The organism is Streptomyces sp. SM11 (assembly GCF_002910905.1).
Taxonomy (GTDB): Bacteria; Actinomycetota; Actinomycetes; order Streptomycetales; family Streptomycetaceae; genus Streptomyces.
Map to the genome: position 1 here is coordinate 39,947 of NZ_NEUE01000250.1, position 25,091 is coordinate 65,037.

The 25,091-nt window shown below is 71.9% G+C and carries 22 protein-coding genes and 2 pseudogenes; 9 read left to right on the forward strand and 15 right to left on the reverse strand.

The window, feature by feature from the left end; all coding sequences use genetic code 11:
• Nucleotides 1–206 precede the first annotated feature (206 nt).
• From B9S58_RS26580 to B9S58_RS26600, 5 genes and pseudogenes are all read right to left on the reverse strand, one after another.
• Nucleotides 207–821: pseudogene (locus B9S58_RS26580) on the reverse strand (DUF417 family protein); the annotation flags it as partial.
• Between the two features lie 1,055 nt (nt 822–1,876).
• Complete coding sequence (locus B9S58_RS26585; protein ID WP_103534557.1) at nt 1,877–3,304, reverse strand: GH1 family beta-glucosidase; 1,428 nt, start codon at nt 3,302–3,304, stop codon at nt 1,877–1,879.
• Between the two features lie 75 nt (nt 3,305–3,379).
• Nucleotides 3,380–4,303 (reverse strand): carbohydrate ABC transporter permease, encoded by a 924-nt coding sequence (locus tag B9S58_RS26590; RefSeq protein ID WP_103534558.1) that lies wholly within the window; start codon nt 4,301–4,303, stop codon nt 3,380–3,382.
• Nucleotides 4,300–5,277, reverse strand: a complete 978-nt coding sequence (locus tag B9S58_RS26595) for a carbohydrate ABC transporter permease (protein WP_103534559.1) — start codon at nt 5,275–5,277, stop codon at nt 4,300–4,302. Before B9S58_RS26595 ends, B9S58_RS26590 begins: the two co-directional genes overlap by 4 nt.
• Nucleotides 5,278–5,485: 208 nt before the next feature.
• Nucleotides 5,486–6,790, reverse strand: a complete 1,305-nt coding sequence (locus B9S58_RS26600) for an ABC transporter substrate-binding protein (protein ID WP_103534560.1) — start codon at nt 6,788–6,790, stop codon at nt 5,486–5,488.
• 234 nt (nt 6,791–7,024) lie between these two features.
• On the opposite strand from B9S58_RS26600, the gene B9S58_RS26605 reads away from it, so the two are divergent.
• Nucleotides 7,025–9,826: a glycosyl hydrolase gene (locus tag B9S58_RS26605; protein ID WP_103534561.1), complete on the forward strand. Its 2,802-nt coding sequence runs from the start codon at nt 7,025–7,027 to the stop codon at nt 9,824–9,826.
• 102 nt (nt 9,827–9,928) lie between these two features.
• Here the strand turns inward: B9S58_RS26605 and B9S58_RS26610 are convergent, their stop codons facing one another.
• Nucleotides 9,929–10,972, reverse strand: coding sequence for a LacI family DNA-binding transcriptional regulator (locus B9S58_RS26610; protein WP_103534562.1), 1,044 nt, complete (start codon nt 10,970–10,972; stop codon nt 9,929–9,931).
• 272 nt (nt 10,973–11,244) lie between these two features.
• Here B9S58_RS26610 and B9S58_RS26615 point away from each other — a divergent pair, with 272 nt between their 5' ends.
• From B9S58_RS26615 to B9S58_RS26625, 3 genes are read left to right on the forward strand one after another with little or no spacing between them, the layout of a single operon-like run.
• Nucleotides 11,245–11,487: a hypothetical protein gene (locus tag B9S58_RS26615; protein ID WP_103534581.1), complete on the forward strand. Its 243-nt coding sequence runs from the start codon at nt 11,245–11,247 to the stop codon at nt 11,485–11,487.
• Nucleotides 11,477–11,713 (forward strand): hypothetical protein, encoded by a 237-nt coding sequence (locus tag B9S58_RS26620; protein ID WP_103534563.1) that lies wholly within the window; start codon nt 11,477–11,479, stop codon nt 11,711–11,713. The genes B9S58_RS26615 and B9S58_RS26620 overlap by 11 nt, the downstream gene beginning before the upstream one ends.
• A 40-nt stretch (nt 11,714–11,753) precedes the next feature.
• Nucleotides 11,754–12,404 (forward strand): hypothetical protein, encoded by a 651-nt coding sequence (locus B9S58_RS26625; protein ID WP_103534564.1) that lies wholly within the window; start codon nt 11,754–11,756, stop codon nt 12,402–12,404.
• Between the two features lie 80 nt (nt 12,405–12,484).
• Here the strand turns inward: B9S58_RS26625 and B9S58_RS26630 are convergent, their stop codons facing one another.
• Together B9S58_RS26630 and B9S58_RS26635 are read right to left on the reverse strand one after the other, a co-directional pair.
• A complete protein-coding gene (locus B9S58_RS26630) occupies nt 12,485–12,838 on the reverse strand; it encodes a PRC-barrel domain-containing protein (RefSeq protein WP_103534565.1) in 354 nt (117 codons plus the stop codon).
• A gap of 170 nt (nt 12,839–13,008) precedes the next feature.
• Complete coding sequence (locus B9S58_RS26635) at nt 13,009–13,179, reverse strand: hydrophobic protein (protein ID WP_103534582.1); 171 nt, start codon at nt 13,177–13,179, stop codon at nt 13,009–13,011.
• Between the two features lie 227 nt (nt 13,180–13,406).
• Between B9S58_RS26635 and B9S58_RS26640 the strand changes: the two genes are divergently transcribed.
• On the forward strand, nt 13,407–14,021 hold the full coding sequence (locus tag B9S58_RS26640; RefSeq protein ID WP_103534566.1) for a Uma2 family endonuclease: 615 nt from the start codon (nt 13,407–13,409) through the stop codon (nt 14,019–14,021).
• A gap of 14 nt (nt 14,022–14,035) precedes the next feature.
• Here the strand turns inward: B9S58_RS26640 and B9S58_RS39465 are convergent.
• From B9S58_RS39465 to B9S58_RS26660, 4 genes and pseudogenes are all read right to left on the reverse strand, one after another.
• A pseudogene (locus B9S58_RS39465) lies at nt 14,036–14,290 on the reverse strand (oxidoreductase); the annotation flags it as partial.
• A 952-nt stretch (nt 14,291–15,242) separates the two neighbouring features.
• On the reverse strand, nt 15,243–16,814 hold the full coding sequence (locus tag B9S58_RS26650) for a PTS transporter subunit EIIC (protein ID WP_103534567.1): 1,572 nt from the start codon (nt 16,812–16,814) through the stop codon (nt 15,243–15,245).
• A 49-nt stretch (nt 16,815–16,863) separates the two neighbouring features.
• Nucleotides 16,864–17,865 carry an N-acetylmuramic acid 6-phosphate etherase gene (gene murQ / locus B9S58_RS26655; RefSeq protein WP_103534583.1) on the reverse strand — a complete coding sequence of 334 codons (1,002 nt, stop codon included), beginning with the start codon at nt 17,863–17,865 and terminating at the stop codon, nt 16,864–16,866.
• Between the two features lie 65 nt (nt 17,866–17,930).
• On the reverse strand, nt 17,931–18,848 hold the full coding sequence (locus B9S58_RS26660; protein ID WP_103534568.1) for a MurR/RpiR family transcriptional regulator: 918 nt from the start codon (nt 18,846–18,848) through the stop codon (nt 17,931–17,933).
• Between the two features lie 104 nt (nt 18,849–18,952).
• Between B9S58_RS26660 and B9S58_RS26665 the strand changes: the two genes are divergently transcribed.
• Both B9S58_RS26665 and B9S58_RS26670 read left to right on the forward strand, forming a co-directional pair.
• On the forward strand, nt 18,953–19,321 hold the full coding sequence (locus B9S58_RS26665; RefSeq protein WP_103534569.1) for a hypothetical protein: 369 nt from the start codon (nt 18,953–18,955) through the stop codon (nt 19,319–19,321).
• A complete protein-coding gene (locus tag B9S58_RS26670; RefSeq protein ID WP_103534570.1) occupies nt 19,318–19,593 on the forward strand; it encodes a DUF4031 domain-containing protein in 276 nt (91 codons plus the stop codon). Before B9S58_RS26665 ends, B9S58_RS26670 begins: the two co-directional genes overlap by 4 nt.
• Nucleotides 19,594–19,774: 181 nt before the next feature.
• On the opposite strand, the gene B9S58_RS26675 is transcribed toward B9S58_RS26670, so the two are convergent.
• From B9S58_RS26675 to B9S58_RS26685, 3 genes are all read right to left on the reverse strand, one after another.
• Nucleotides 19,775–21,076 carry a Cmx/CmrA family chloramphenicol efflux MFS transporter gene (locus B9S58_RS26675; RefSeq protein ID WP_258045068.1) on the reverse strand — a complete coding sequence of 434 codons (1,302 nt, stop codon included), beginning with the start codon at nt 21,074–21,076 and terminating at the stop codon, nt 19,775–19,777.
• 150 nt (nt 21,077–21,226) lie between these two features.
• Nucleotides 21,227–22,462 (reverse strand): PQQ-binding-like beta-propeller repeat protein, encoded by a 1,236-nt coding sequence (locus tag B9S58_RS26680; RefSeq protein ID WP_103534572.1) that lies wholly within the window; start codon nt 22,460–22,462, stop codon nt 21,227–21,229.
• Between the two features lie 253 nt (nt 22,463–22,715).
• Entirely contained in the window at nt 22,716–23,423 is a 708-nt protein-coding gene (locus B9S58_RS26685; RefSeq protein ID WP_103534573.1) for a hypothetical protein, read from the reverse strand.
• A gap of 94 nt (nt 23,424–23,517) precedes the next feature.
• Between B9S58_RS26685 and B9S58_RS26690 the strand changes: the two genes are divergently transcribed.
• Both B9S58_RS26690 and B9S58_RS26695 read left to right on the forward strand, forming a co-directional pair.
• Nucleotides 23,518–24,267 (forward strand): LamB/YcsF family protein, encoded by a 750-nt coding sequence (locus B9S58_RS26690; RefSeq protein WP_103534584.1) that lies wholly within the window; start codon nt 23,518–23,520, stop codon nt 24,265–24,267.
• Nucleotides 24,264–25,025 (forward strand): allophanate hydrolase subunit 1, encoded by a 762-nt coding sequence (locus B9S58_RS26695; protein ID WP_103534574.1) that lies wholly within the window; start codon nt 24,264–24,266, stop codon nt 25,023–25,025. Before B9S58_RS26690 ends, B9S58_RS26695 begins: the two co-directional genes overlap by 4 nt.
• Nucleotides 25,026–25,091: the final 66 nt, after the last annotated feature.

Sequence of the window (25,091 nt, forward strand, 5' to 3'; positions counted from 1 at the left end):
TTCCTCGCCACCGCCGTCACCCTGGTGGCCGCGGCGGTCGTCGCCGCGACCATGCTCCGCGGTACTCGCCCCGCCGGCACCCCGCAACAGCTCGCCGAGGTGCCGGCCCACGTCGGTTGATCGCCGCTGGTGCCGCTGGTGCTGCCGCCCTGGCCGGGGCGTTCCGGGGCGGATCCGCCCCGCTCACCCTGCCGTTGCCGGGTCTGTCCCGTCCGGCGCCGTGACGATCTGGACCCGCGTCCCCATTCGTTCGCGGCCACGACCAGGCACACGGCCACCAGGACCACGTTCTTGACGACGTACTGCCCCTCCATCGTCGGGGCGGGCGAGTGGGGTTGCCACATCGCGTCGGGGAGGAGGAAGAGGGTCGAGAACACGCCGCCCATGTGGAGGAAGAACGCGACGAGGGCGGGGCGCAACAGACGGCGGCCGGCGAGCAGACCGATGCCGATGGCCGTCTCCAGTGCCGCGAGGGAGAGCAGCAGGGCCGTCTCCGGTACGAGGCCCAGGGTCATCCTCGTCGCCGCGTCGACGGCCAGTTGCTCCGCGGGGCTGGCCGAGGGGAACAGCTTCAGGACGCCGAAGCCGAGGAAGACGATGCCGACCGTCACCCTCAGCAGGGCGAGGGCGTGGGAGTCGACCAGCGCGGCCGTTCGGCTCAGGATTCGGGGACCGGCCGGGGCTGTCGGGTCCGTCCGGCCGGTCGGGTTGGTCGGGCCGGTCGTGGGCTGGTGACCACGGCCGAACTCGGGCCTGCGGGCCAGGGGTTCGGGTTCGCTGCCGGGCGGGGTCAGGCGCGGCTCTACGGTGTGGCTGCTCATGTGCGATCTCCCGCTGTGTCTGTGGGGGTGGGGAAAACGTGCATGGGTGGCCCGCGCGGCTCGGCGGGTACCTGGGGCATTGCGGGGCGGTGCGCAGGTGGGGGCCGGCGGGTGAGGTGGCGGGGGAAGTGGCGGGCGAGTACCGGAAGGCTGCCGGGGTCCGTGGCCGGTGCCGTGGTGTCGACGTTCTTCAGCTGCTGCTCATGGGCTCGAACGAGGCGGGTTTCGCACGAGGCGGGGCCGGTACGTGATCGACGTGGCCGGCCGCCTCTCGATGCCTGGTCTAGACCATACGGATGAGGGTCGGGAGGTCGTCAAGGGGCGTGTCCCGCGGCACCGGCCAGAAGGGGCGCATTCGCGCCATGTTGCTTCAGGGGTGGAAGAGGGCGCCCATGCAGTCGCCGTCCAGGGGGCGGGGGCCCTCCGTGGAGGGCCGGCGGAGGGCCGGTAGAGGGCCGCGCACCCGGTTCACCGGGCCGGACGGACTTCCGTCCGCCTCTCTGCTGAGCAGCCCTGTTTCCGTCGGCGCCGCGTCCGCCGCGCCCCGAAGCGCGTGCGCGGCTCTGACCCCCATGGTCTCTTCCGGCCATTCCGGCGTCCTGGTGCCCGCCGGGCCCGTTACTCGCCGGTCCGCCGTGCATCGCCGGCCGTTCATCCGGCCGAAAGCAGCCCGGGCCATTCCGGGAGGCATCGGGCACCGCCCGCCTGCGCGGCCGGGCACACGCCACGGGGCCCGGAGCGTGTGCCCCGGGCCCGGCAGGCCCTGTGGAACGGAGGAGCCTGGCGGGGCCTGCCGCCGGCTGCAGGGAAGCGCTCCCTGGTCATCCTGGCCGCACTGTTCGTACGCCACCGACACCGCCACCGCCTCCACCGCCTCCACCGCCGGTGGCGGCGGTGGAGGCGGTGTGCGTCGCGCTGAGCCTGCGCCGCCCGTGGTTCAGGACGATGCGTCTGCGGGGATCCTGCACGACCCCGAGGGAGGGGGCGAGAGAGTGCGCAGCGCCCGTCCGGCGCCGAGGCCGGGCACACGTCGGGGCCTCCGGGCCGCCCGCCCCTCACCCCCGTTCCAGCCCACCCCGCCCGATGACCCCCGCGTACCACCGCGCGCTGTCCTTCGCCGTGCGGCGCTGCGACGCGAAGTCGACGTGGACGATGCCGAACCGCTTGCTGTACCCGTACGCCCACTCGAAGTTGTCCAGCAGCGACCACAGGAAGTACCCGCATACGTCCGCCCCGTCCTCGATCGCCCGGTGCACGGCGCTCAGGTGGGCGTCCAGGTACGCCACCCGCTCCGGGTCGTGGACCTCGCCCTCCGGGTCGGCGTAGTCGTCGTACGCGGCCCCGTTCTCCGTCACCAGCAGGGGCAGGGAGGGCAGTTCGTCGCGCAGGCGGGTCAGCAGTTCGTACAGGCCGTCGGCGTCCACCGGCCAGTCCATCGCCGTGCGCGGGCCCTCTGCCGGGGTGAACGCCACATGCTGCTCCGCGCCCGCCCACGGGGAGGGGGACTCCGACCTGCCCGCCGAAACCACGCTGGGGGAGTAGTAGTTGATGCCCAGCGAGTCGATCGGGGTCGACGTGACCTCCAGGTCGCCGTCCCGCACGAACGACCAGTCCGTCACCGCCGCCGTGTCCTCCACCAGGTCCTGCGGCAGCCGGCTGTGGAAGACCGGGTCCAGGAAGATCCGGTTCGCCACCGCGTCGATCCGGCGCACCGCGTCCCGGTCGGCCGGGGTGTCGTTCAGAGGACGCAGGGCGTGGAGGTTCAGCGTCAACGAGATCTCGGCCGTCTCCGGCAGGCGGTCGCGCAGGACCCGGGCGCCGGCGCCGTGTGCGAGGTTCAGGTGGTGGGCGGCGCGCAGGGCCGCGAGGTCGCTGGTCCGGCCGGGGGCGTGGACCCCGTTCCCGTATCCGAGGAACGCCGCGCACCAGGGCTCGTTGAGCGTCGTCCAGGTCTCCACCCGGTCGCCCAGCGCCCCCGCGACCAGGCCCGCGTACTCCGCGAACCGGTGCGCGGTGTCCCGCTCGGGCCAGCCGCCCGCGTCCTCCAGCTCCTGCGGCAGGTCCCAGTGGTAGAGCGTGGCGACCGGTCTGATCCCGGCCGTCTGCAGCTCGTCGACCAGGCGGCGGTAGAAGTCCAGGCCGCGCTCCACGGCCGGGCCCCGGCCGGTCGGCTGGACCCGGGGCCAGGAGACGGAGAACCGGTAGTCCGTGACGCCCAGTTCCTTCATCAGGCGTACGTCGTCCGGCATCCGGTGCAGATGGTCGGCGGCGATGTCACCGGTGTCGCCGTTGCGCACCTTGCCGGGCGTCCGGCTGAAGGTGTCCCAGATGGACGGCGTACGGCCGTCCTCGGTCGCCCCGCCCTCGATCTGATAGGCGGCGGTGGCCGTGCCCCAGCGGAACGCGGTGGGGAAGCGGAGTCCCACCACGGTGTCGGGGCGGGACTCCGCGGAGGTCGCCGGACGGGCATCGACAGCGGTCATGGGACGGACACTCCAGAGCGAGGGGAGGAGGGGAGGAGGGGACGAGCAGAGGAAGCGGGAGGGAAGGGCGCTGCGTCAGCCCTTGACCGCGCCCTGCATGATGCCGCCGACGATCTGCCGGCCCAGCAGGCCGAAGACCAGCAGCACCGGCAGTGTGCCGAGCAGTGTGCCGGCCATGATCACCGACTGGTCGTTGACGTAACCGCCGCCGAGCTGACGCAGCGCGACCTGCACGGTCGGCTCCTGCGAGGACAGCGCGATGATCGGCCAGAAGAAGTCGTTCCACGCCGTCATGAACGTGAGCATCCCGAGCACCGCCATCCCCGGCCGCGCGATCGGGATCACGATCGACCAGAAGATCCGGGCCGTCGACGCCCCGTCCACCCGGGCCGCCTCGATCAGCTCGTCCGGCAGCGACTGCACCAGGTACTGGCGCATGAAGAAGACGCCGAAGGCGGATACCAGGCCCGGCAGGATCACGGCCTGGAGCTGGTTCACCCACTGGAGTTCGGCGATCAGCATGAACAGCGGGATCACGCCGAGCTGCGGCGGGATCATCATCGTCCCGATCGTCAGCGTCAGCAGCGCGCCCCGGCCCCGGAACTTCAGCTTGGCGAAGGCGAATCCGGCCAGCGTGCAGCACAGGACCGTGCCGAGGGTGATGGACCCCGACACGATCAGCGAGTTCAGCAGCGCCTTGCCGATGTCCGCCTCTTCGAGGACCGCGTCGAAGTTCTTGATCAGGTTGGGGCCCGGCAGCAGGCTCGGCGGCACCTGGGCCAGGTCGGCGTTGGACCGGCTGGCCGCGACGATCGTCCAGTAGAACGGGAACGCCGAGATCAGCAGGGCGAGGCCGAGGATGAGATAGGAGAGCCAGCCGCCCTTCATCGTCCGGCCCGCCCCACCGCCCCCCTTGCGGAAGCGGGGACGCTTTCCGGGCGGGTCCTGCGGCGGGCGGCCCTTCCCGGGCGCGGTCGGCGGTGCGGCGAGCGCGGTCATCGGCTGGCCTCCTTGCGTGCACGGTGGCGTACGAGCAGGGCGTTGGCCCCGACGAGCACCACGATCAGGACGAACATCACCCAGGCGATGGCCGCGGCCCGGCCCAGGTGGAAGAAGCCCCAGCCCTGCTCGTACATGTACAGGCCGAGGGTCTGGTACTGGTGCGAGATGCCGCCGGAGATCGACCCCTCGAACAGCAGCGGCTCACCGAAGAGCTGCGTCGCGCCGATCGTCGAGATGATCACCGTGAAGACGATCGTGGGGCGGAGTCCGGGCAGTGTCACGTGGATGAACTGGCGCCAGCGCGATGCCCCGTCCATCTCCGCCGCCTCGTACAGCTCGTGCGGGATCGACTGCATCCCCGCCAGGTAGATCAGCGCGTTGTACCCGGTCCACCGCCAGATCACGATGCTGGAGACCGCGATCTGCGAGGCGACCGTCCCCGTCTGCCAGTCCACCGGGTCGAAGCCGACGAGCCCGATCACGTAGTTGATCAGACCGAAGTCCCGGCCGAAGAGCTGTGCGAAGACGAGCGTGGCCGCGGCGACGGACGTCGCGTACGGGAGCAGGATCGCGGTCCTGATGAACGTCCGCCCGCGCAGCTTGTAGTTGAGCAGGTGGGCGAGGCCCAGTGCCATCGCCAGCTGCGGGACCGTCGACAGCACGCCGATGGTGAACGTGTTGCGCAGTGAGATCCAGAAGTACTCGTCGGTGAACAGCGCCGTGTAGTTGGCGATGCCCCGCCACTCCATCTCGCCGCTCGTCTGGAGCTCGACCCGGTAGAGCGAGACGAACGCCGTGTAGAGGAGCGGGAAGAGTCCGAAGGCCAGGAAGAGCGTGAAGAAGGGGGCGATGTAGGCGTACGGGGAGGCCTTGCGCCAGGTGCGCCGGAGGGCGGCGGCCCGGCCGTCGTCGGGGCCGGGCCCGGTTCCGGACGGGCGTGGCCCGGCCTTCGCGGTGGCGGTGAGGGACACGGTGCGGCCCTTCGGGATCGGGAGCGGACTGGTGGGGGAGCCAAGGGCACGGGGCCGGGGCCGGTCCATCCCCCGTGCGCGGGCGGACCGGCCCCCGGGAGGGAGGAGAAGGGAGGAGAAGGGAGGAGGAAGGAGGAGGAAGGAGGAGGAAGGAGGAGGAGGAAGGAGAAAGGAGGGAGGGAAGGAGTCGGGACAGCGGCGAGCGGCGTCAGCCGATCACGTTGGCCACGCCCTTCTTCGCCGTCTCCCACGCCTTGTCCGACGCCTTCCCCTTGCGCTCGACCTCGCTCAGCGCGTTCGTGATCTGCTGCATCACGTTCTGGTCGTGCACACCCAGCACCTGGACCGGGGACTCCTTGGCCGCGTCGCCGAAGATCTGGCCGATCGGGGCGCCCGAGAAGTACTCGTCCTCGGCGTCCGCGATCGTCTCGATGGCACCGGTCGAGGACGGGAAGTTGCCCTGCTTCTGGAAGACCTTCGCCTGCTGCTCGGGGGCGGTCAGCCACTCGATGAGTGCGTACGCCTCCTTCTTGTGCTTGGCCGCACGCGGGATGGAGAGGTACGAGCCGCCCCAGTTGCCCGCGCCGCCGGGCAGCTTGGCGATGTCCCACTTGCCCTGGCCGGCGTCGCCGGCCTGGCCCTTGACGTAGCCGAGCATCCAGGCCGGGCACGGGATCGTCGCGAACGAACCGGCCGCGAACGCCTGGTTCCACTGCGGGGACCACTGGTCGAGCTTGGCGCTCAGGCCCGCCTCGGCCGCCTCCACGGAGGTGTCCCAGGCCTCCTTGACCGCCGGGTTGCTGTCGTAGATCAGCTCGCCGGAGGCGTCGTAGTACCGCTCCTTCTCCTGGCCGATCATGATCCCGTAGAGCGAGCCGACGCTGTCCAGCCAGGCGCTCTTGGCGGGGGCCTTCTTCTTGTACTGCTTGCCCAGCTCCAGGTAGCCGTCCCACGTGGCCCACTTCTTCGCGAGCTCCTCGCGGTCCGTGGGCAGGCCGGCCTGCTTGAAGAGGTCGGTGCGATAGCACATGGCCTCGGGGCCGACGTCCGTGCCGAGGCCGAGGATCTTGCCGTCCTTCGTGGTCGCCGCCGACCACTTGGCCTCGGCGAACTCGTCCTTGAGCTTGTCGGCCCCGAACTCCTTCAGGTCCTGGAACTTGTCGGACTGCTGCTGGGTGACCGACGCGATGCGGCCCACCTCGACCCCTTGCACGTCCGCGAGACCGCCGCCGCCCGCGAGGCGGGTCTGGAGTGACTTCCAGTAGTCCGCCTCGTCCTGGGTGTCGCTCTGCTTGATCGTCACGTTCGGGTTGAGCTTCTGGTACTCCTCGTACAGGCCGGCCTCCTTGAAGCCGAAGGACCCGAAGAGGTCGACGGTGAGCGTGACCTTTCCGCCCGCGCTGTCGGAGGAGTCCGACGAGTCGCTGGATCCACAGGCGGCGAGGAGGGCCCCGGCGAGGACGACCGCGCCGAGGCGGGCGGTGGCTCTCTTGGCGGCTCGGGCGATGGGCATGGGAAGCCTCCCTTGGCTTCGGGGTGAACCGAGCGCCTTGAGAGCGCTCTCAGACCTGCGTCTGGAGCGTCCCCCACCGCCCTCGCCCCGTCAAGACTCGAACGCATAACAGCTTGGAGTTGCGCCCGTCGGACGCCCAACTGCCGTTCGTGTGCGTTCTCTTGACACTTACGTTTCAGGAGTTTTACGTTCCTTGGCACCTGAGAGCGCTCTCGAACGCGCTTCTCGCCCCCCATGATCGAGGTGCTGCTCGTGCGAACCTCCCTCCCCAGATTCGCCTCCAGACCCGCCGCGGCGACGCTCCTCGCCATCGCCGTGGCCGCTGTCGGCCTGGGACCCGCCGCTTCCCCCGCTGCCGCCGCCACCATCCCCGCCGGCTCCGGCAGCTATACCGACACCCGCCCCGCCGGTACCTCGGGCCCGACCACCAACACCGGCGCGCCCGTCACCCCGAAGGTCACCGCCGCCGCGCGGAACAAGCCGGTCCCGACCAACGACTGGTGGTCCTCGCTCGCCTTCCAGCGCTACGGCGACAACCCGTACAGCACCCCCATGTACGGCCACCCCCTCACCTACCAGGCGACCTCCGGCGGACTGGAGGTCGGCTACCCGACCACGCCCGCGGTCGTCGGGGACGGCCGGCAGTACGAGTACGCCCACAAGGCCGACCTGACCGTCGGCCTCAGCGGACTGAACTCACCCGACACCAAGGCCGACGCCTGGTCCGACTGGACGGTGACGCCCTACTGGGCCGACGGCTCCCGTACCTTCCGGGCCACCATCGGCCACGGCATGCCCTTCGTGTACGCCAAGGGCTCCGGCGGCGACGCCCGCGTCACCACCGCCTCCGCGCCGGCGGTCTTCTCGGACGACGGCAACGTCCTCGGCATCACCGTCGCCGGGCACCACTACGCCCTCTTCGCGCCGACCGGCAGCGACTGGAACGTCTCCGGCTCCACGATCACCGCGGGCCTGGGCTCCAAGGACTACTTCTCGCTCGCCGTGCTGCCCTCCACGGACGCGCTCGCGACCTACCGGAAGTACGCCTTCAGCTTCGTCACCGGCTCCCGGGTGGCCTGGCAGTCCACCGGCGGCGACGTGCGGGCGACCTACAGCCTGACGACCGAGGCCGAGGAGGGCACCGAGCGCGGCACGCTCCAGGCCCTCTACCGCCACCAGTGGCTGCACACCACCGACGCGCTGACCCCGTACACGTACGTATCGCCGCGCGGCACGATGAAGGTACGCGAGTCCGCCTCCTTCACCACCAGCCAGAAGAACAACGGCGTCGTGCCCGCGCTGCCCGCCTCCAGCGGCGTCGACAAGGCCCGGCTGACCGGCTATCTCAACGAGGTCGCGAACGCCGCCGACCCGTTCTCGGGGGCCTCGGACACCTACTGGACCGGCAAGGCGCTCGGCCGCCTCGCCCAGCTCGTGCCCGTCGCCGACCAGATCGGCGAGACCGCCACCCGCGACAAGCTCCTCGGCCTGATGAAGGGCCGGCTCCAGGAGTGGTTCACGGCGGGCGGGGCCGGTGAGTTCAGCTACGACAAGGACTGGAAGACCCTCACCGGCTACCCGGCCTCGTACGGCAGCGACACCGAGCTGAACGACCACCACTTCCACTACAGCTACTACGTCTACGCGGCGGCGATCATCGCCCAGTACGACCGGGCCTGGGCCGCCGACTCCGCCTGGGGCTCGATGGTCGAGCACCTGGTGCGCGACGCGGCCAACCCCAGCCGCACCGACTCCGCCTACCCCTTCCTGCGCGGCTTCGACGTGTACGCGGGCCACAGCTGGGCCTCCGGCCACCAGGGCTTCGCGGCGGGCAACAACCAGGAGTCCTCCTCCGAGTCCATCAACCTCAGCGCGGGACTCGTCCTCTGGGGTGCGGCCACCGGCGACACCTCCCTCCGCGACCTCGGCAGCTTCCTGCTGACGACCGAGTCGGAGGCGATCACCCAGTACTGGTTCGACGCCGACCAGCAGGTCTTCCCCGACTCCTTCGGCCACGACACGGTCGGCATGGTCTGGGGCAGCGGCGGCGCGTACTCGACCTGGTGGACCGCCAACCCGGAGGAGATCCACGGCATCAACGTCCTTCCGGTGACCGGTGGTTCACTCCACCTGGCCCGCGAGAAGGCCGCCGTCAAGCGGAACATCGCCGAGATGGAGCGTGAGAACGGCGGGCCCGCCCAGGAGTGGCGCGACCTGCTCTGGGAGTTCGAGGCGCTGTCCGATCCGGCGGCGGCGAAGGCCAAGTGGGACGGCGCTAACGGGAACTACGTGCCGGAGCAGGGTGAGTCCAAGGCCCACACCTACCACTGGATCAACACCCTCGACACGCTCGGCGCGCCCGACATGACGGTCAGTGGCGACCTGCCCACCTCCGCCGTCTTCACCAAGAACGGCACCCGCACCTACACCGCCCACAACCACGGGTCCAGCGCCCGCACGGTCACCTTCTCCGACGGCAAGACCCTCTCCGTACCGGCCCGTTCGACGGCCACCGGCACGGGAGCCGGCGGCGGAGACCCGGACCCGGACCCGCCCACCGGTAACACCTTCCGTCTCAAGTCCGGCGGCGTCCTCACCACCGACACCACCGGCCCGGCGGGCACGGACACCATCGCCTCGGCCGACGGCGTCAACCGGGACGGCACCCCGTACCGCCCGACCGTCTACGAGGTGAAGCAGGTCAACGGCAAGGTCGCCGCCGGGGCCGCCACCGCGTTCCGCCTCCGGGTGGACGCGGGCACCGAGGTCGGACTCGCTCCGCAGGTCCGGGTCAGCTACGACCTCACCGGCGACGGCACGTTCGACCAGGCCGAGACCTTCCGCTACTTCGCGACCGACCCGGTCGCGGGCTGGGAGGAGTACACGCACGCGGTCGGCGCGCGGACGACCACCGGGAGCCTGGGCGAACTCAGGAACGGCACGGTCCGCCTGGAGATCTGGAACGCGCTCGGCAACGGCACGTCCCAGGTGCAGACCGGCACGGACGCGGCGGTCCTGAAGATCCCGTACGAGTGACCCGCACCGGTCGATGACCGGAACGGGTGACGCATGACGCGGCGGGTCTCCGGCTCCTCGGGGCGGAGGCCCGCCGTACTCACGCGTTGCCGGGGCCGGGTGTCACGCCGAGGCCCGCCGCACCAGCGTGGTCGGGGTGATCACCGATTCGGGGACGTCGCCGCTGCCCGTACGGTCCCGGTCCAGCGCGCGCAGCAGCAGGCGGGCCATCAGCCGCCCCTGCCCCTCGATCTCCTGGCTGACGGTGGTCAGCGGCGGATCGGTCTGCTCGGCCACCGACTCCATGTCGTCGAACCCCACCAGCGCCACCTGCTCCGGCACGGGAATCCCGCGCTCGCGCAGCACCCGCAGCGCACCCGACGCCATCAGGTCGTTCGCCACGAACACGGCGTCCAGGCCGGGCCGCCGGTCCAGCAGCTCCGCCATCGCCCGCGCCCCGCTCTCCACGGTGAACGCGCCCTGGGCGACGAGGGCGGGGTCCACGTCCAGCAGGACGTCCCGGTAGCCGTCCAGACGGTCCATCGCCGACGTCTGGTCGGGCGGCCCGCCGATGTGTGCGATCCGCTCCCGCCCGAGGTCCTTCAGATACCGCACGGCCAGCCGCGCCCCGCCCCGGTTGTCCGCGTCCACATACGGAACGGCCTGGTCGCCCGGGTCGGCGGTCCAGCTGGGCCGCCCTCCGTACACCGCGGGGATCCCCGCCCGGCGGGTGATCGCGGGCACCGGGTCGTCGGTGTGCAGCGAGAACGCCAGCGCCCCGTCCACGTGTCCGCCGGACAGATACCGCGCGATCCGGTCGAAGTCGCCGGGACCCTCCACCAGGAGCAGGACGAGCTGGGTGTCGTGGGCGGTCAGCTCCTTGCTGATGCCCCGGATCTGCTGGGAGAAGAAGGGGTCCGAGAAGAACCGCGTCTCCGGCTCCGCGATGACGACGGCCACTGCCCCGGTCCGCCGGGTGACCAGCGTCCGCGCGGCGTGGTTCGGGATGTAGCCCAGCTCCTCGACGGCCTGGAGCACCTTGTCCACCAGCGGTTTGCGGACTCCGTCGCCCCCGTTGACGACCCGCGAGGCGGTGGCCCGGGAGACGCCCGCACGCGCCGCGACGGCTTCCAGGGTGGGCCGGGACCCGGGGGGCTGCTCGGGCAAGGCGGTCGCTCCTCGTCGACAGGGGCGGCGAAACGCGGGCTGGTGCGTGGGGGTGCGCAGGGGTGCGCGTCGCGCTGTGTGCGTGCTCGGTGTCGCCGCCGGATCGTCTACAGCCTAGCGCCGGGCGCCGACAGGGCTGAGAGCGCTTCCAGGGAGCGGTGGGGCCGGTGGTGGCGATGGAGCGGTTGCCGGAACTGCGCCTCTTCCGGGCCAACTGCGCGTTGGACACGCTGGGTATGCATGTCCATCACTCAGAGTGGAAGGTGTGCGGCATGGAAGCGATGGAGCGGCGCAGGGCGGCGGCGGACCGCGTACGGGCGGCGGAGCACGCCGTGGAGCAGCTGAAGGAAGGGCTTGCGGAGTTCGGAGTGAAGCTGCCGTCCCTGCGGATCGATCCGGTCTCGTGTGCGGGTGACGAACCGACGCCCCTGGTCGACCTGGGCCGCTGCAACATCGACACCGCGTTGCGGCTGTGCGAGATGCTGGCGGAGAAGGAGAGCGGTCATGACGGGTGAGGTATGTGAGCCGGGTACGCCCGAGCCGGGCGCGTTCGCGGTGGACGCGCGGGACGGGCGGGTCGGCCGGGTGACGGGCTGGTCCGGACCGAACGTGCGGCTGAGGCCGCCCGGCGGCGGGCCGGAGTGGGGCTGTCCGCCGGAGTCGGTGCGGCCGGCGTCACCGGGCGTGGTGCTGCGGGCCCGGGTGACGGAGATCAACAGGGAGGGGCAGCTGCCGCGCTGAGGCCGGGAGGGGTGCGGTCGGCACTCGTTACGCTGCTCCGATGGCCGGTGATGAGGGAATGCGGGCGGGAGCGCGGGCGGCGCGCCGTCTGGCGGAGCTGGGTGTGTGCGAGCTGGGGCCGGGCCTGGGCGATGCGGAGTTCGACCGGATCGAGGCGGAGTACGGCATCGTGTTCGCCGACGACCACCGGGGCTTCCTGGCGGCCGCGCTGCCGGTGGACCGGGCGGCACCGCCGGACGAGGACGAGGCCCCGCGGAATCCGTGGAACGACTGGCGGGACGGCGACCCGGCCCTGATCCGGCAGCGGCTGGAGGGGCCGGTGGACGGGCTGCTGTTCTCGGTGGAGCACGGCTGGTGGCTTCCCGGTGGCGGGTGGGGGCCGCGCCCGGCGGACCCGGTGGAGGCCGTCGCGGCGGCGCGGGCCGCACTCGCCTCCGTACCGAAGCTGATCCCGCTCTACTCGCACCGGTACCTGCCGGGGCCGGGTGTGGCGGCGTACGGCGGTCCGGTGCTGTCGGTGGCCGGCGCGGACACCATCCACTACGGGCGGAACCTGGCGGAGTGGGTGGAGCTGGAGTTCGTGGACCCGGACCCGGACCCGGAGGATGCGGGAGGCGCGGGGGAGGCGGTCGGGTGGCTGGAGCCGTCCACCGGTGACCGGGTGCCGTTCTGGTCGGACCTGGTGGTCTAACGGGCGTGCTCACGCGTGAGGCGGCGGGCCCTGCCCCTCCTCGGGGCCGGACCCGCCGCCGTTCGGGGGCGTACGCGGGGTCACATGATGCGGAACGGCAGGTAGTGCGCGGACAGTTGCTCGTGGTAGCCCGGGTCGTCGGCCTGCCGGTGGCGGTCGAACTCCGGGGAGTCCCTGACCTGTTCCTTGGTGAGGTCGACGTAGATCTTCCGGTCCGCGGCGTCGATGCGCTTCACCGTGCCCGCGGGCAGCAGGACGTCCTTGCCGAAGATCCAGACTCCGGTGTCGACGAGCAGATAGGCCGAGCCCACCTCGTCGGAGTGCTTGTCGACCTTTCCGATACTGCCGTCGGTCGCCTCGACCGAATAGCCGATCAGATCTGCGCCTGCGGTGTGGCCGCTCGACGGCTGATAGCCCCACAGGGAGTCGCTCATTGTGGCTCCTTTCACGAAAGTCGCCCAGGTCATTCTTGCGGCGGTTCATCGATGCGTTGTTGATGGGCCCGCTGAACGATATTTCCGCTGAACTTCGTGTGCCCGGGGAGAGGCGGACCATACCTCGCCCCCGTTGTCGTCGGTCAGGAGCGACTGCTGCTCAGAAGTGGCTACCAGCGATACCACCGGCCCCGTCGGCCACCGTTCGCGGCGGGGCGGACGAGAAAGCCTATGAGCCAGAGCGCCAGGACGATCACGGCTATCCACCAGAGAGACTTGACCGCGAAACCGACGCCGAAGAGAACCAGGGCGAGCAGAAGAACGAGAAGCAGGGGAACCATGATAATCAACCTCCGGAAATTCAGGTTCCCGCTGACGCATTGCCTACACGCGGAGGACGTCGGCAAATTTCTCTCCGTGCGGCAGGGGATCATTCGTGACCGGTGCCCGCCGCGCGTTCTTCCTGTGCGGGTCCCCCCCCGTTCGTGGGACGCTGGGAGGAGCGGCGGACAGCCGTGAAACCCCCGATCTAGCCTTCTCGGCAAGGCCACGGAAGAAGGGACCCGCGATGACCGCAGCGTTCGTCGAGAACGGCCAGGCTTCGGATGGGCGCGCGTGGGACTACCTCCTGCAGACATGGCGTGAACTGGACGTGCCCGAGGGGTGGCGCGCCGAGATCGACGAGGGGCAGATCGTCTTGGTACCACCGCCGCACGCGCACCACAACGGCATCGCCGAGGCGGTGCAGAGCCGCCTCTACAGGGGCCTTCCCGAAGGGCTGGGGATCTATCAGACCCTCGGCGTCCATGTGGCCCCGCTCGGCAAGCTGTACGTCCCCGATCTTGTGGTCATGCCGAAGGAATTGATCACCGGCGCCGATCCGGAGACCAGTGATCCGATGGACGCCTCGGAGGCCTTGCTCGTCGTCGAGATCACGTCGCGGGGGAACGCGCGGGAGGACCGCACCAAGAAGTACCGCGCGTATGCCCGCGCGGGCGTCCCGATGTACCTGCTGATCGACCGGTTCGACACCCGGGGGCCGATGGTCACGCTGTTCACGGAGCCGAACGAGGACGGCACGTACAAGCACACGGACGCGGTACCGTTCGGCAAGCCGCTGGCCGTACCGTCCCCGTTCGACGTACAGCTGACGACGGGGGAGTTCCCGGGGCCTGCCGCCTGAAGGACGTCCGCCGGCGGGCGGGTCACCACCTTGATGTTGAAGGTGTGGGACCCCACGCCGCCCGCGATCCCCATGAAGAGGAACGCGAAGTGTTGCTGGCCGCGCGCGGTGGTGATGCCGCCGATGCCGAGCTGGGAGGACGCCGGCCAGCCGAGGTCCGTAAGCAGCCGGCCGGTGGTGCGCTTGGCCTCGGCGTCGTCGCCGGAGAGGAAGACCGTGCCCGGCTCGGTGAGTTCGCCCGGGGCGGTCATCGTGGTCGAGTCCACGGTCTCACACTGACCCTGTTCATCGCGGTGCCGCTCTCCCTGGCGCTGGCCTGGCGCGCATCCCTGTACGTCACCGTCCTGCTGGCCCTCATCGCCCTCATCGGCACCGCCACCCTGGTCCGCGACCAGGCCGGCCGCGCCGCGGCCCGGTTCGACGCGCTCGGGGCGCTGCTGAGCACGTTCGGGGTCGCTGCCCTCGTCCACGGCTTCAGCCAGTCCGTGGAGATAGGCTGGGGAACTCCCCTCACGTCCCTCACCCTCACCCTCGGCATCGTCCTGCTTGCGGCCTTCGCCCGGCGGCAGTCGAGGGCGACAAGCCTGCTCCTGCCGCCCGACGCGGCCAGGAACCGCGACGGTTTCGGCGCGTTGCTCACCTTGTTCCTGACCGGGCTCGCCCTGGCGGCCGTGGCGCCGTTCCTCGGTGGATTCCTCAGCTCCGTCGGCCCGCTGCCGTCCCTTGCCGCCTTCCTGTTGATGACGGGTTCGTTCCTCATCGGCTCCTTGGCCGTCTCCGCCCGGCTGCTGCCCCGCATCGGGCCCAGGGCTCTGCTGGTGCCGGGTCTCCTGGTCGCGGCGGTCGGGGTGCTGCTCATCCTGCTGGCCGAGGACTCCGTCTCCGGCGCCTTCCCCAACATGATCTGTCTCAGCCTCGGCCTGGGCATGGCCGGCACGGTGCTCTACTCGACCGTCGCGGACGGCAGCGCCGCGCCGGGCCCCGGAGGGCGGTCCGGCCTCGTCGTGGTGAACCAGCACGTGGGCAGTGAGCTCGGAATCGCACTGCTCTACGGGGCGACGGCGGCGTCCCACCTGGCCGGCGACCACCCCGTACTCGTCTACGGGGCGGCCGGGGCCCTGGCGGTCGCGGCGCTGCTGGGCGGGCTGCTGATCAAGGGCCCGGCGAGGAGTGGCACCCCCGCCGAGCCCTGGGCGGCCCCGACCCTGCCGGGCTAGGAGGTCAGACCCCCGCAGGCGTCTTCGCCGGGGAGCCCGGGTCCGTGCCGGGGCCTTCGGGGCCGCCCGTCGATGCCGCGTCCGGTGCCGGGTGCGGGCCGCCGGTGGCGGCGACGGTGGACGGGGCCGGTTCCTGGGAGACGTTGAACTCGGCCAGCAGGTCCTTGCCGAAGCCGAAGAAGTACGTCGCGACGAACCCGGCGACGTAGCCGACGAGCAGACCGCCCGCGTAGACCGCGATCGTCGAGCCCAGGCCGTGGTTGCCGTCCAGGAGGGGGAACAGGGCCCAGCCGGACGGGCCGATGGCCGTCGAACCGACCGTGTCGCCGAGCTGGTTGAACAGGCCGACGAAGCCGCCGCCGAACGCGCCGCCGACGCACGCCGTGATGAACGGGCGGCCGAGCGGGAGCGACACTCCGTAGATCAGGGGTTCGCCGACGCCCAGCAGGCCCGCCGGGAGGGCGGACTTGATGGTGCGGCGGATCGACTCGTTGCGGGGGAGGCGGAAGTAGACGGCCATGGCCGCGCCCACCTGGCCCGCACCGGCCATCGCCAGGATCGGGAGCAGGACCGTGTAGCCCTGCTGCTCGATGAGCGTGGTGTGGATCGGGATCAGCGCCTGGTGCAGGCCCAGCATCACCAGGGGGAGGAACAGGCCGCCCAGGACGAAGCCCGCGCCCGCGCCGCCGTTGGACAGCAGCCAGTCGGCGAACGTACCGATCGCGGATGACACCTCACCGGCCACGTACATCAGTCCGAAGATCGTCACCAGGCCGGAGACCAGCACCGTCAGGGTCGGGGTGACCAGGACGTCCAGCGCCTCCGGAACCCACCGGCGGCACCACTTCTCCACGTACACCGCGAGGACCGCCGCGCACAGCGCACCGAGCACACCGCCCTGGCCGGGGGAGAGGGGCTGGCCGAAGGCGTCGATGTTCGCGACGCCCGGGAAGACGATGATCGCCGCCACCGCACCGCCCAGGATCGGTGTACCGCCGAACTCCTTCGCCGTGTTGTATCCCACGAACACCGCGATCAGCGCCATGAAACCGGACGCCATCGCCGCCAGCGCGGGCGTCACGGCGGGCAGCCACTCCAGGTTCACCAGCAGGCCGTTGAGGCCCGCGATGATTCCGCAGCCGATGAGCGCCGGGATCAGCGGTACGAAGATGTTGGCGATCTTGCGTAGGAAGAGCTTGAACGGGGTGGCGTTCTTCGCCTTCTGCCGCGCCTTGATCGCCGCGCCCTGCGTCGCCAGCTCCTCGGAGGAGAGGGCGGTGGCGTTCCCCGGGGCCGGGGCCGGTGCGGCCTCGCGGGCCTCCTCGACCAGCTGCTCGAACTCCGGCGTGACCCGGGCGACCGTGCCCGGACCCAGCACGATCTGGTACGTGTCGTCCTCGACGACGCCCATCACGGCGGGCAGGGCCTTCAACGCCTCGTCGTCGACGAGGGACCGGTCGTGCAGCCCGAGGCGGAGCCGGGTCATGCAGTGGGCGATGGAGGCGACGTTCGCCCCGCCGCCGACGAGCGGCAGGATCGCGGCGGCGGTGGCGCGGTTCTTGTCTTCAGTGGCCATGGTGCTCGGTGCCTTGCTGTGCGGGGGGTGGGGTGGGCGCCCGGGTGGGTCAGGTGGTGCGGACCGCTGCGAGGGCGGAGCGGAGGTGCCCGTCGGACTCGGTCAGGAGCCGGGTGGCGGTGGCACCGTCGACTCCGCCGAGGATGGCGAGGATCGCGTTCTTGACCTCGCCGTCGGTGGCGGCGAGCGCGGCCTCGATCTCGGCGTCGGACGCGCCGGTGGCCAGGGAGACGATGTGCCGGGAGCGGGCGCGCAGCTTCTCGTTGGAAGCGCGGACGTCGACCATGAGATTCCCGTACGTCTTGCCGAGCCGGACCATCGTGATCGTCGAGATCATGTTGAGGACCAGCTTCTGCGCCGTGCCCGCCTTCAGCCGGGTCGAGCCGGTGAGCAGCTCGGGGCCGGTGACGATCTCCAGGCCGTGTTCCGCCGCTGCGGCGAGCGCCGAGTCCCCGTTGCAGGAGAGCCCGATGGTCAGGGCGCCCTGCGCGCGGGCGTGCTCGACCGCGCCGATCGCGTACGGCGTGCGGCCGGAGGCGGAGATGCCGACCACCGTGTCGTCGGCGCCCAGCTTCAGCGCGTCCAGGTCGGCGGCGGCCAGTTCCTTGCTGTCCTCCGCGCCCTCGACGGCCGTGACCATGGCGGAGGGGCCGCCCGCGATCAGGCCGATGACCTCGGACGGGTCGGTGTTGAAGGTGGGCGGGCACTCACTGGCGTCCAGCACCCCGAGGCGGCCCGCGGTGCCCGCGCCCGCGTAGATCAGCCGGCCGCCGCGGGCCATGCGCTCGGCGGTGGCGTCGATGGCCGCGGCGATCTGCGGCAGCCGCTCGGCGACGGCGGCCGGGACGGTGGTGTCCTCGCCGTTCATGATCCGGGCGATCTCCTGGGTGGCCAGCCGGTCGATCTCGGCCAGCTCGGGGCGGAAGGCCTCGGTGGTGAGGGTGGCCAGCTGGGCGCGGAGTTCGCCGTAGGTCTGGGAGGAGCCGGGGGCGCCGGTGGAGCCGGTGGAGTCGGTAGTGCTGTCGGTGTTCGCGTCGGTGGTGGAGGTCATGGGGTGCGGCTCTGCTTTCTCGGTCTCGTACGCGTACGGGTGGTGCACGGCCCGCTACGGGGCGGTCAGCGGGTGCGGGGGTCGTGGCGGTGGGCGAGCGCCTCGTAGGAGGCGGCCAGGGCGGGTGCGGCGGTCTCGTACGTCCGCTGCGCGACGCCTATGAACAGGCAGTCCACGACGAGCAGCTGGCTCGTGCGGCTCGACATGGCGGCGGGGCGCAGCTCGCTCTCGCGCGCGGTGGACGTGGTCAGCACATGGTCCGCGTACTGCGATACGGGCCCGTCGGGCCGTCCGGTGATCGCGATCGTCGTCGCCCCGCGGTCGAAGGCGACCCGCAGTGGCTCGATGACGTCGCCGGTGGAGCCGGAGTGCGTGATCGCGATCGCCACGTCGCCGCTGCGCAGCTGCACGGCGTTGGTCACCGCGAGGTGCGGGTCCATGTGGGCGTGGGCGATGAGGCCGATGCGAAGCAGCTTCTGCGCGAGGTCCTGGCCGACGAGGGAGGACGCCCCGACGCCGTAGACGTCGATGCGGCGGGCGGTCGAGGCGGCGGCGACGGCGGCCCCCAGCTGTACGGTGTCGAGCCCGGCTGCGGTGTCGGCGAGGGTCTGCTGCTCGTCGTGGGCGAGCTTGGCGACCACGTCGGCGATCGGGTCGTCCACCGCGATGTCGGCGGTGACGGCGGGGGCCCGGCCGGACTCCTGGTGCGCGGCGAGGCCGGCCAGTGCGAGGCGCAGGTCCCGGTAGCCCGGGTAGCCGAGGAGGCGCGAGGTGCGGACGACGGTGGCTTCACTGGTGCCGGTGAGCTCGGCGAGACCGGTGACGGTGAGGGCGGCGCAGCCGGCCGGGTCGCTCGCCACGGCTTCGGCGACCAGCTGCATCGAACGGGTCATGGAGGGGGCGAGGGTCCGGACCTTGGCGGCGAGGGCCGCGGGAGCCGGCGGGGATTCGCCGCTGAAAACTTCCTTCACGTCTCGGGTCACATCTGAAAGATATTTTCAACCAGGGTGTCCGTCAACCCCCCTTTGGTCCCTGCCTCTGGCGGCCTCCGAGAGATCGCCCCCTCGTACGGGCGCACAATGGGGGCATGGAGTTGAACACCCTGGAGCAGTCCCTGCACACCGCCCGCGCGCTCGTGATGGCCGATCTGGCGGCGGGCGATGTCGCCGAGGCGGACGTCGTCTCGCTGGTCGAGGACGCGGTGACCCACCGGCGGTGGTGGGTGGAGCAGTGGCCCGAGGGCGCGGAGTTCGTGGCCGGACTGGTCGCCCAGGACGTGCAGGACGCGCTGCTGGAGCGGTACGGGCGGTGGCCGCTGTGCCCCGTCTGCACCGAGGAGGAGCCACACGCGCTGGACGTGGAGCCGGAGCTCGGTCCCGACCCGCACTGGGTGTGCACCAAAGCGGCCGTGGCGGTGGCGCCGGTGGGGGCGCTGGGCGGGGCGCTGCGGCGGTGACGGTCTATATCGACCCGCCCACCTGGCCCGGACACGGCCGCCTCTGGTCGCACCTGGTCAGCGACGTGTCGTTCGAGGAGCTGCACGCCTTCGCCGCCGCGATCGGCTGCCCGCCGCGCGCCTTCGAGCGCGATCACTACGACGTGCCGGAGGCGCACTACGCGGACGCCGTACGGGCCGGAGCGCGGGAGATCGGCTCGAAGGAGCTGGTCCGGCGCCTCACGGCCGCGGGGCTCCGGAGGCCGAAGGGCCGGCCGGCGCCGGGGCGTTGACGGGGCGGTGGGGTGGATGCGGATCGGGGCCGGGACACGGAACAGCCCGGCCGACCGCTCTCGCCGGTCCTCGACGCCGTGTTCCTCGACGCCGTGTACGGGCCGGCCGCCCCGGCGGCCGAGCGCTGAGGCGGCTTGTGCCCTGTGTCCTGAGTCCTGAGGTTGCGGCCCGGACAGAGAGTTACGCGGGGGAGGGGCCCTGCGTCCCCGCCGCGCGGCCGGCCGTCCCGGCCCGCTCGGCGACGGGCACCCGCCCCTGCGGGCCGGTGTCCGCCGCACGCCCCGTTCCGGCCCCCGTGCTCTTCGCGATCAGCCGCGAGCGCGACCCGCCGCCCCCGCCGCCGCGCTGGAGGTGCAGCGCCACCCCCACCGCCGCCAGGGCCAGGGCCGTCATGGCCGCGCCCGCCCAGGCCGTGGACGCGAAGCCGAAGTCCAGGTCGATCACCGTGCCGCCGAGCCACGGGCCGCTCGTGTTGCCCAGGTTGAACGCCGCCGTCGTGGTGGCTCCGGCCAGCGTCGGGGCGGCCCCGGCCACGTTGAACATCCGGGCGTTCAGAGCGGGGGCCGTGAAGAAGGCGGACAGACCCAGCAGGAACGCCAGCGCGACGACCGCGATCTGGCTGGACGCGAACAGGGCCAGTGCTACCAGGAACACCGTCGACGCCGTGATGCCGCTCAGCAGCACCCCGAAGAGGTGGGCGTCCGCGACCCGGCCGCCGATCACCGTACCGATGAGCGCGCCCGCCCCGAACAGGCCGAGGATCCACGGCACCCAGCCCGAGTCGAGGCCCGCCACGTCCGTGAGCAGCGGCGCCAGGTAGCTGAACGAGCAGAACACCCCGCCCGCCGCGAGCGCGGTGATCACGATGGCCAGCCAGACCTGCCGGTCCCGGTAGATCGCCAGCTCCCGCTTCAGCTCGGGCTTCCTCTCGGGCAGCGGGATGTGCGGGATGCGTGTGGCGACGCCGACCAGGGCCACCGCGGAGGCCGCGCCGACCGCCCAGAAAGCCGAACGCCAGCCGAGGTGCTCGCCGAGGAAGGCCCCCAGCGGCACGCCCAGCACGTTCGCGACGGACAGGCCGCCGATCATCACGGCCATCGCCCGTGCCCGCGCGTTCACCGGGACCATCGCGATGGCCACGGCCGCGCCGACCGCCCAGAAGCCCGCACAGGCGAATGCGCTCACCACCCGGGAGACGAAGAGGATCTCGTACGTCGGGGCCAGCGCACCGGCGATCTGGCCGAGGCCGAACACCGAGATCAGCACGATCAGCGTGGTGCGGCGCGGCAGTCGGAGCGTGGCGACGGCCAGCAGCGGAGCGCCGACCACCATGCCGATCGCGAACGCGGATATGAGGAGGCCGGCCTGCGGGATCGACACGTTCATGTCGTCGGCGATCGGCGGGAGCAGGCCCGACAGCATGAACTCGCTGGTGCCGAGTGCGAAGACCGAGAGGCCGAGAATGTATACGGCCAGCGGCATGGGAGCGCGGCGGGAGGGAGAGTCGGGCATGACTCCTCCCAACGCCGGGGAACGCCTCGGCATTCCCCGCCGCCGGGGAGGAACACGCCCGTTACGACGCCTTCGCATGGACCGGCGGCGGGGAGGAGCACGCCCGTTACGACGTCCCCGTCACACGGGAAGGGCGTGCAGCTTCTTGCCGTGCAGGGCGAAGACGCGCTTGCCGTCGGTGGCGATCAGCCATGCGTGGTAGTCGCCGGACTTGTCGTTGAACGTCCAGCGCAGGGCGCCGGTCTTGGCGTCGAAGGCGTGGACGCCGCCCTTCTTGTCGAGGTCGGTGGCTCCGTAGAGGGTGCCGCCCACCGTGACGAACTGCCGCGGCACCTGCGCGCCCGCGTCCTTGAGGGCCGTTGACTGCCAGACCTTCTTGCCGGTCGCCGGGTCGATCGCCCACAGCGACCGGCCGCTGTCCGCGATGTAGAGCACGTCCCCCAGGAGGGTCGGCTCCCGGAAGGAGGTGAACCGCTCGGTCTCCACGGACCACTTCTCGGACCCGTCGGACAGCGCGAACGCCTGGAGCCGCTGCCCCTGCGGGACGATCACCAGGTCCTGGTGGACGGCGAAGGGGCCGTAGCTCGTCTTCGTCGTCTTGTGCGTCCACACCTGCCGGCCGGTGGCGGTGTCGCGGACCGTGAGGTTCTTCTTGAAGTCGGTGTAGACGAGGTAACGGCCCTGCACGACGGCGTGCACACCGTTCTGCTGGGTGCCGAGGTCGCGCTGTTCCTTCCAGACGACCTTGCCCGTGCTGCTGTTCAGCGCGGCGATCACGTTGGTGCGGGACGAGTGGTCGGCCTCCAGGATCTCGGCGATGACGTACACCTGCTCCGCGTCCACCGCGATCGGCCGTGGCTGCCGGTACTCCTTGCCCAGGTGGCTGCGCCAGGCCTCCTTGCCGGACCCCGGTACGTAGCCGATGACGTTGCCGTCGTACTTGCCGCTGGCCAGATACAGGGTGCCGTCGCCCAGCAGCAACGGCGCACCGGGCACCGCGCCGCCCGGCAGCGACCACCGCTCCTTGCCGGTCGCGCCGTCGAGGGCGGCCAGCGGATCGCCGCTCGCGATCACCACGCCGTCCGCGGCCAGCAGCTCGTCGTTGTCCCCGTAGGTCTGCGCCGACGTCGTCCTCGTCCACAGCGGCTCGGGGGCCCGGCCGTCCTCGGGCGCCTTGCCGTCCTCGGGAGAAGCGCTGCGCGGCGGCGGTGTGCTGCTTTCGCCGCCGGTCGCGAGCTCGTCCTCGCAGCCGGTCAGCCCGGCCCCGAGCGCCGCCATGGTGAGACCGCCCCCGGCCAGACGCAGTATTCGCCGCCGGGAAGATCTGCCGACCGTCGTGCCGTATCCCTTGGACATTTCGCCTTACCCTCGTGGAGTCGTATGAGCGGAAAGATGAACGGGCTGCCCTTGCGGAGCATGTGCATCTGCGATGCGAGACGTTAGCCGCCGCTGGGCGTCCCCGGTCCGGCCAGGATTCGACCGGGACGACACCGTGAACGAACCGGAACATTTACCGGGTCGGCCGGGCCTGAGGTCAGCCGGAGCCGACCGGACAGTCGGCTGGAGCTGGAGCTGGAGCTGGAGCCGGAACCAGAACGGAGCCGGACAGTCAGCCGGAGCCGGGCCCGGACGACGTCAGCAGCTCCAGCTCCGTCGTCAGGTTGTGCCGGGCACGCGTCTCCCACTCCGCCGCACCGTACGGGGTCCGGAACAGCCGGGGCAGGTCCAGGAGTTGCCGCAGTACCGCCGCCCGGCCCTCCCGGAACGCCTCGTCCGGGACGAAGCCGTACTCCTCCCGGACCTGGGCCGCGTACGCCCCGTACTCCTGCGGGCCGCCCGCCAGGATCGCGAGGTCGGCGTCGCACAGCACCTCGCCGTTGCGGTCGCCGTCCGCCGGATCGTGCGTGACGGTGAGGCGGACCAGCCGGGCGACCTCCGCCACCGTCGTCTGCGGCACCCCCGCCTCGGGCAGCGCGCGTTCGGCGAGGGCGGCGCTGCGCTCCTCGTTCTCCGTCCGGTCGGGCCGGTACACCGCGTCGTGGAACCAGGCGGCGAGGCGAACCGCGTGCACGTCGTCGGCGTGGCTGGCCAGCCTGTCGATGCCGTCCAGGACGGTGACCAGGTGGGCGGTCGTGTGATACCGGCGCTGCGGCTCGGCCCAGCGGGCGAGGAGATTCGCGGCGTACGGCAGTGGATCGGGTCCTGGACCGCCGGCGCGGGCGGCGACGAGCGTGGCCCGCCAGCGGTCGTGGAGGGCGGCGTCGAGAGGAGCGGCGTCTCGGGAAGCGGCTTCGTGCGGGCGGGGGCTGTCCGTCATGGGACGACTCTAGGATGTGGGAGCGGCGCCCATCCGCCCCCCCGGACCGCCCCTTGTCGCCCCGCTGAACTGCCATTACCGTGCGCCCGTGATGATGGATCTCAACGCGGACCTCGGCGAGGGCTTCGGCAACTGGACCCTGACCGACGACGACGCGCTCCTCGCCTGTGTCACCAGCGCCAACGTGGCCTGCGGCTTCCACGCGGGCGACGCCTCCGTGATGCGGCGGGTCTGTGACGCGGCGGCGGCCGGCGGGGTACGGATCGGGGCGCAGGTCTCCTACCGGGACCTGGCCGGGTTCGGGCGCCGGTCGATGGACGTGCCGCCCGCCGAGCTGACCGCCGAGATCGCCTACCAGATAGGCGCGCTGCGGGTCTTCGCGGAGGCCGCCGGGTCCACCGTCTCGTACGTCAAGCCGCACGGCGCGCTCTACAACCGGGCCGTCTGGGACGACGGCCAGGCCGCCGCCGTCGTCGCGGGCGTACTGCTCGCGGGCGGCCGCCCGGCCGTGCTCGGGCTGCCCGGGTCCCGGCTGCTCGCCCACGCGGCCGCCGCCGGACTGCCCGCCGTTCAGGAGGCCTTCGCCGACCGCGCGTACACCCCGCGGGGCACCCTCGTCCCGCGCGGCGAACCGGGTGCGGTGGTGCACGAACCGGACGACGTCGTACGCCGGAGCGTCGGCATGGCCGTCGAGCGGGCGGTGACCGGTGCGGACGGCAGCCGGATACCCGTCTCGGCGCGCTCGCTCTGCGTCCACGGGGACACCCCGGGCGCGGCGGCCCTCGCGCGCCGGGTGCGGGCCGCGCTGGAGGAAGCGGGCGTCGTGGTGCGGGCGTTCGTGTGAACGCCCGCGGCGACGGCCCCGGCCCCGCGCCGGTACGCGTCCTTCCGGGACGGGTACGCGTCCTTCCCGCCGGGCCGCACGCGCTGCTCGTCGAGCTGGCCGACGGTGAGCACGCCGAGGCCTTCCACGCCGAACTGCTCCGTCGCCGCGAGCGCGGTGAACTGCCCGCCGTGACCGAGATCGTTCCGGCCGCCCGTACCGTCCTGCTCGACGGGATCGCGGAGCGCGCGCCCGGGGCCCGGGACCGCTTCGCCCGCGACCTCGCCGCATGGCGGGTGGAGCCGCCGCGGTGCGAGGGCCGCGACGCGGTGGAGATCCCCGTCGTCTACGACGGCCCCGACCTCGACGAGGTCGCCGCGCTCTGGGGCGTCCCGGCCGGGGAGGTGGCCGCCCTGCACTCCCGTACCGCGTTCCGGGTGGCGTTCTGCGGGTTCGCCCCCGGGTTCGGCTACCTCACCGGGCTGCCCGAGCCGTTGCACGTGCCCCGGCACCCGACCCCGCGTACCCGGGTCCCGGCCGGGGCGGTGGCTCTCGCCGGGCCCTACACCGGGGTGTACCCGCGCCCCTCGCCCGGCGGCTGGCGGATCGTCGGGCGGATGCCGGACCCGGGAGCCCTGTGGGACCCGGCCCGGGAACCGGCGGCGCTGCTCGCGCCGGGGACGTCCGTCAGGTTCCTGGCGGTGGGGGTGGACGGCCAGGCGGTGCCGAGGCCCCGGGCGGGCAGGCCGGAGACGGACACTCCCCGGGCGGGCGCATGACGCCGCCCGCCGGCTCCCGCCTGCGCGTCGTCCGGGCCGGGGCGCTGACCACCGTGCAGGACGCGG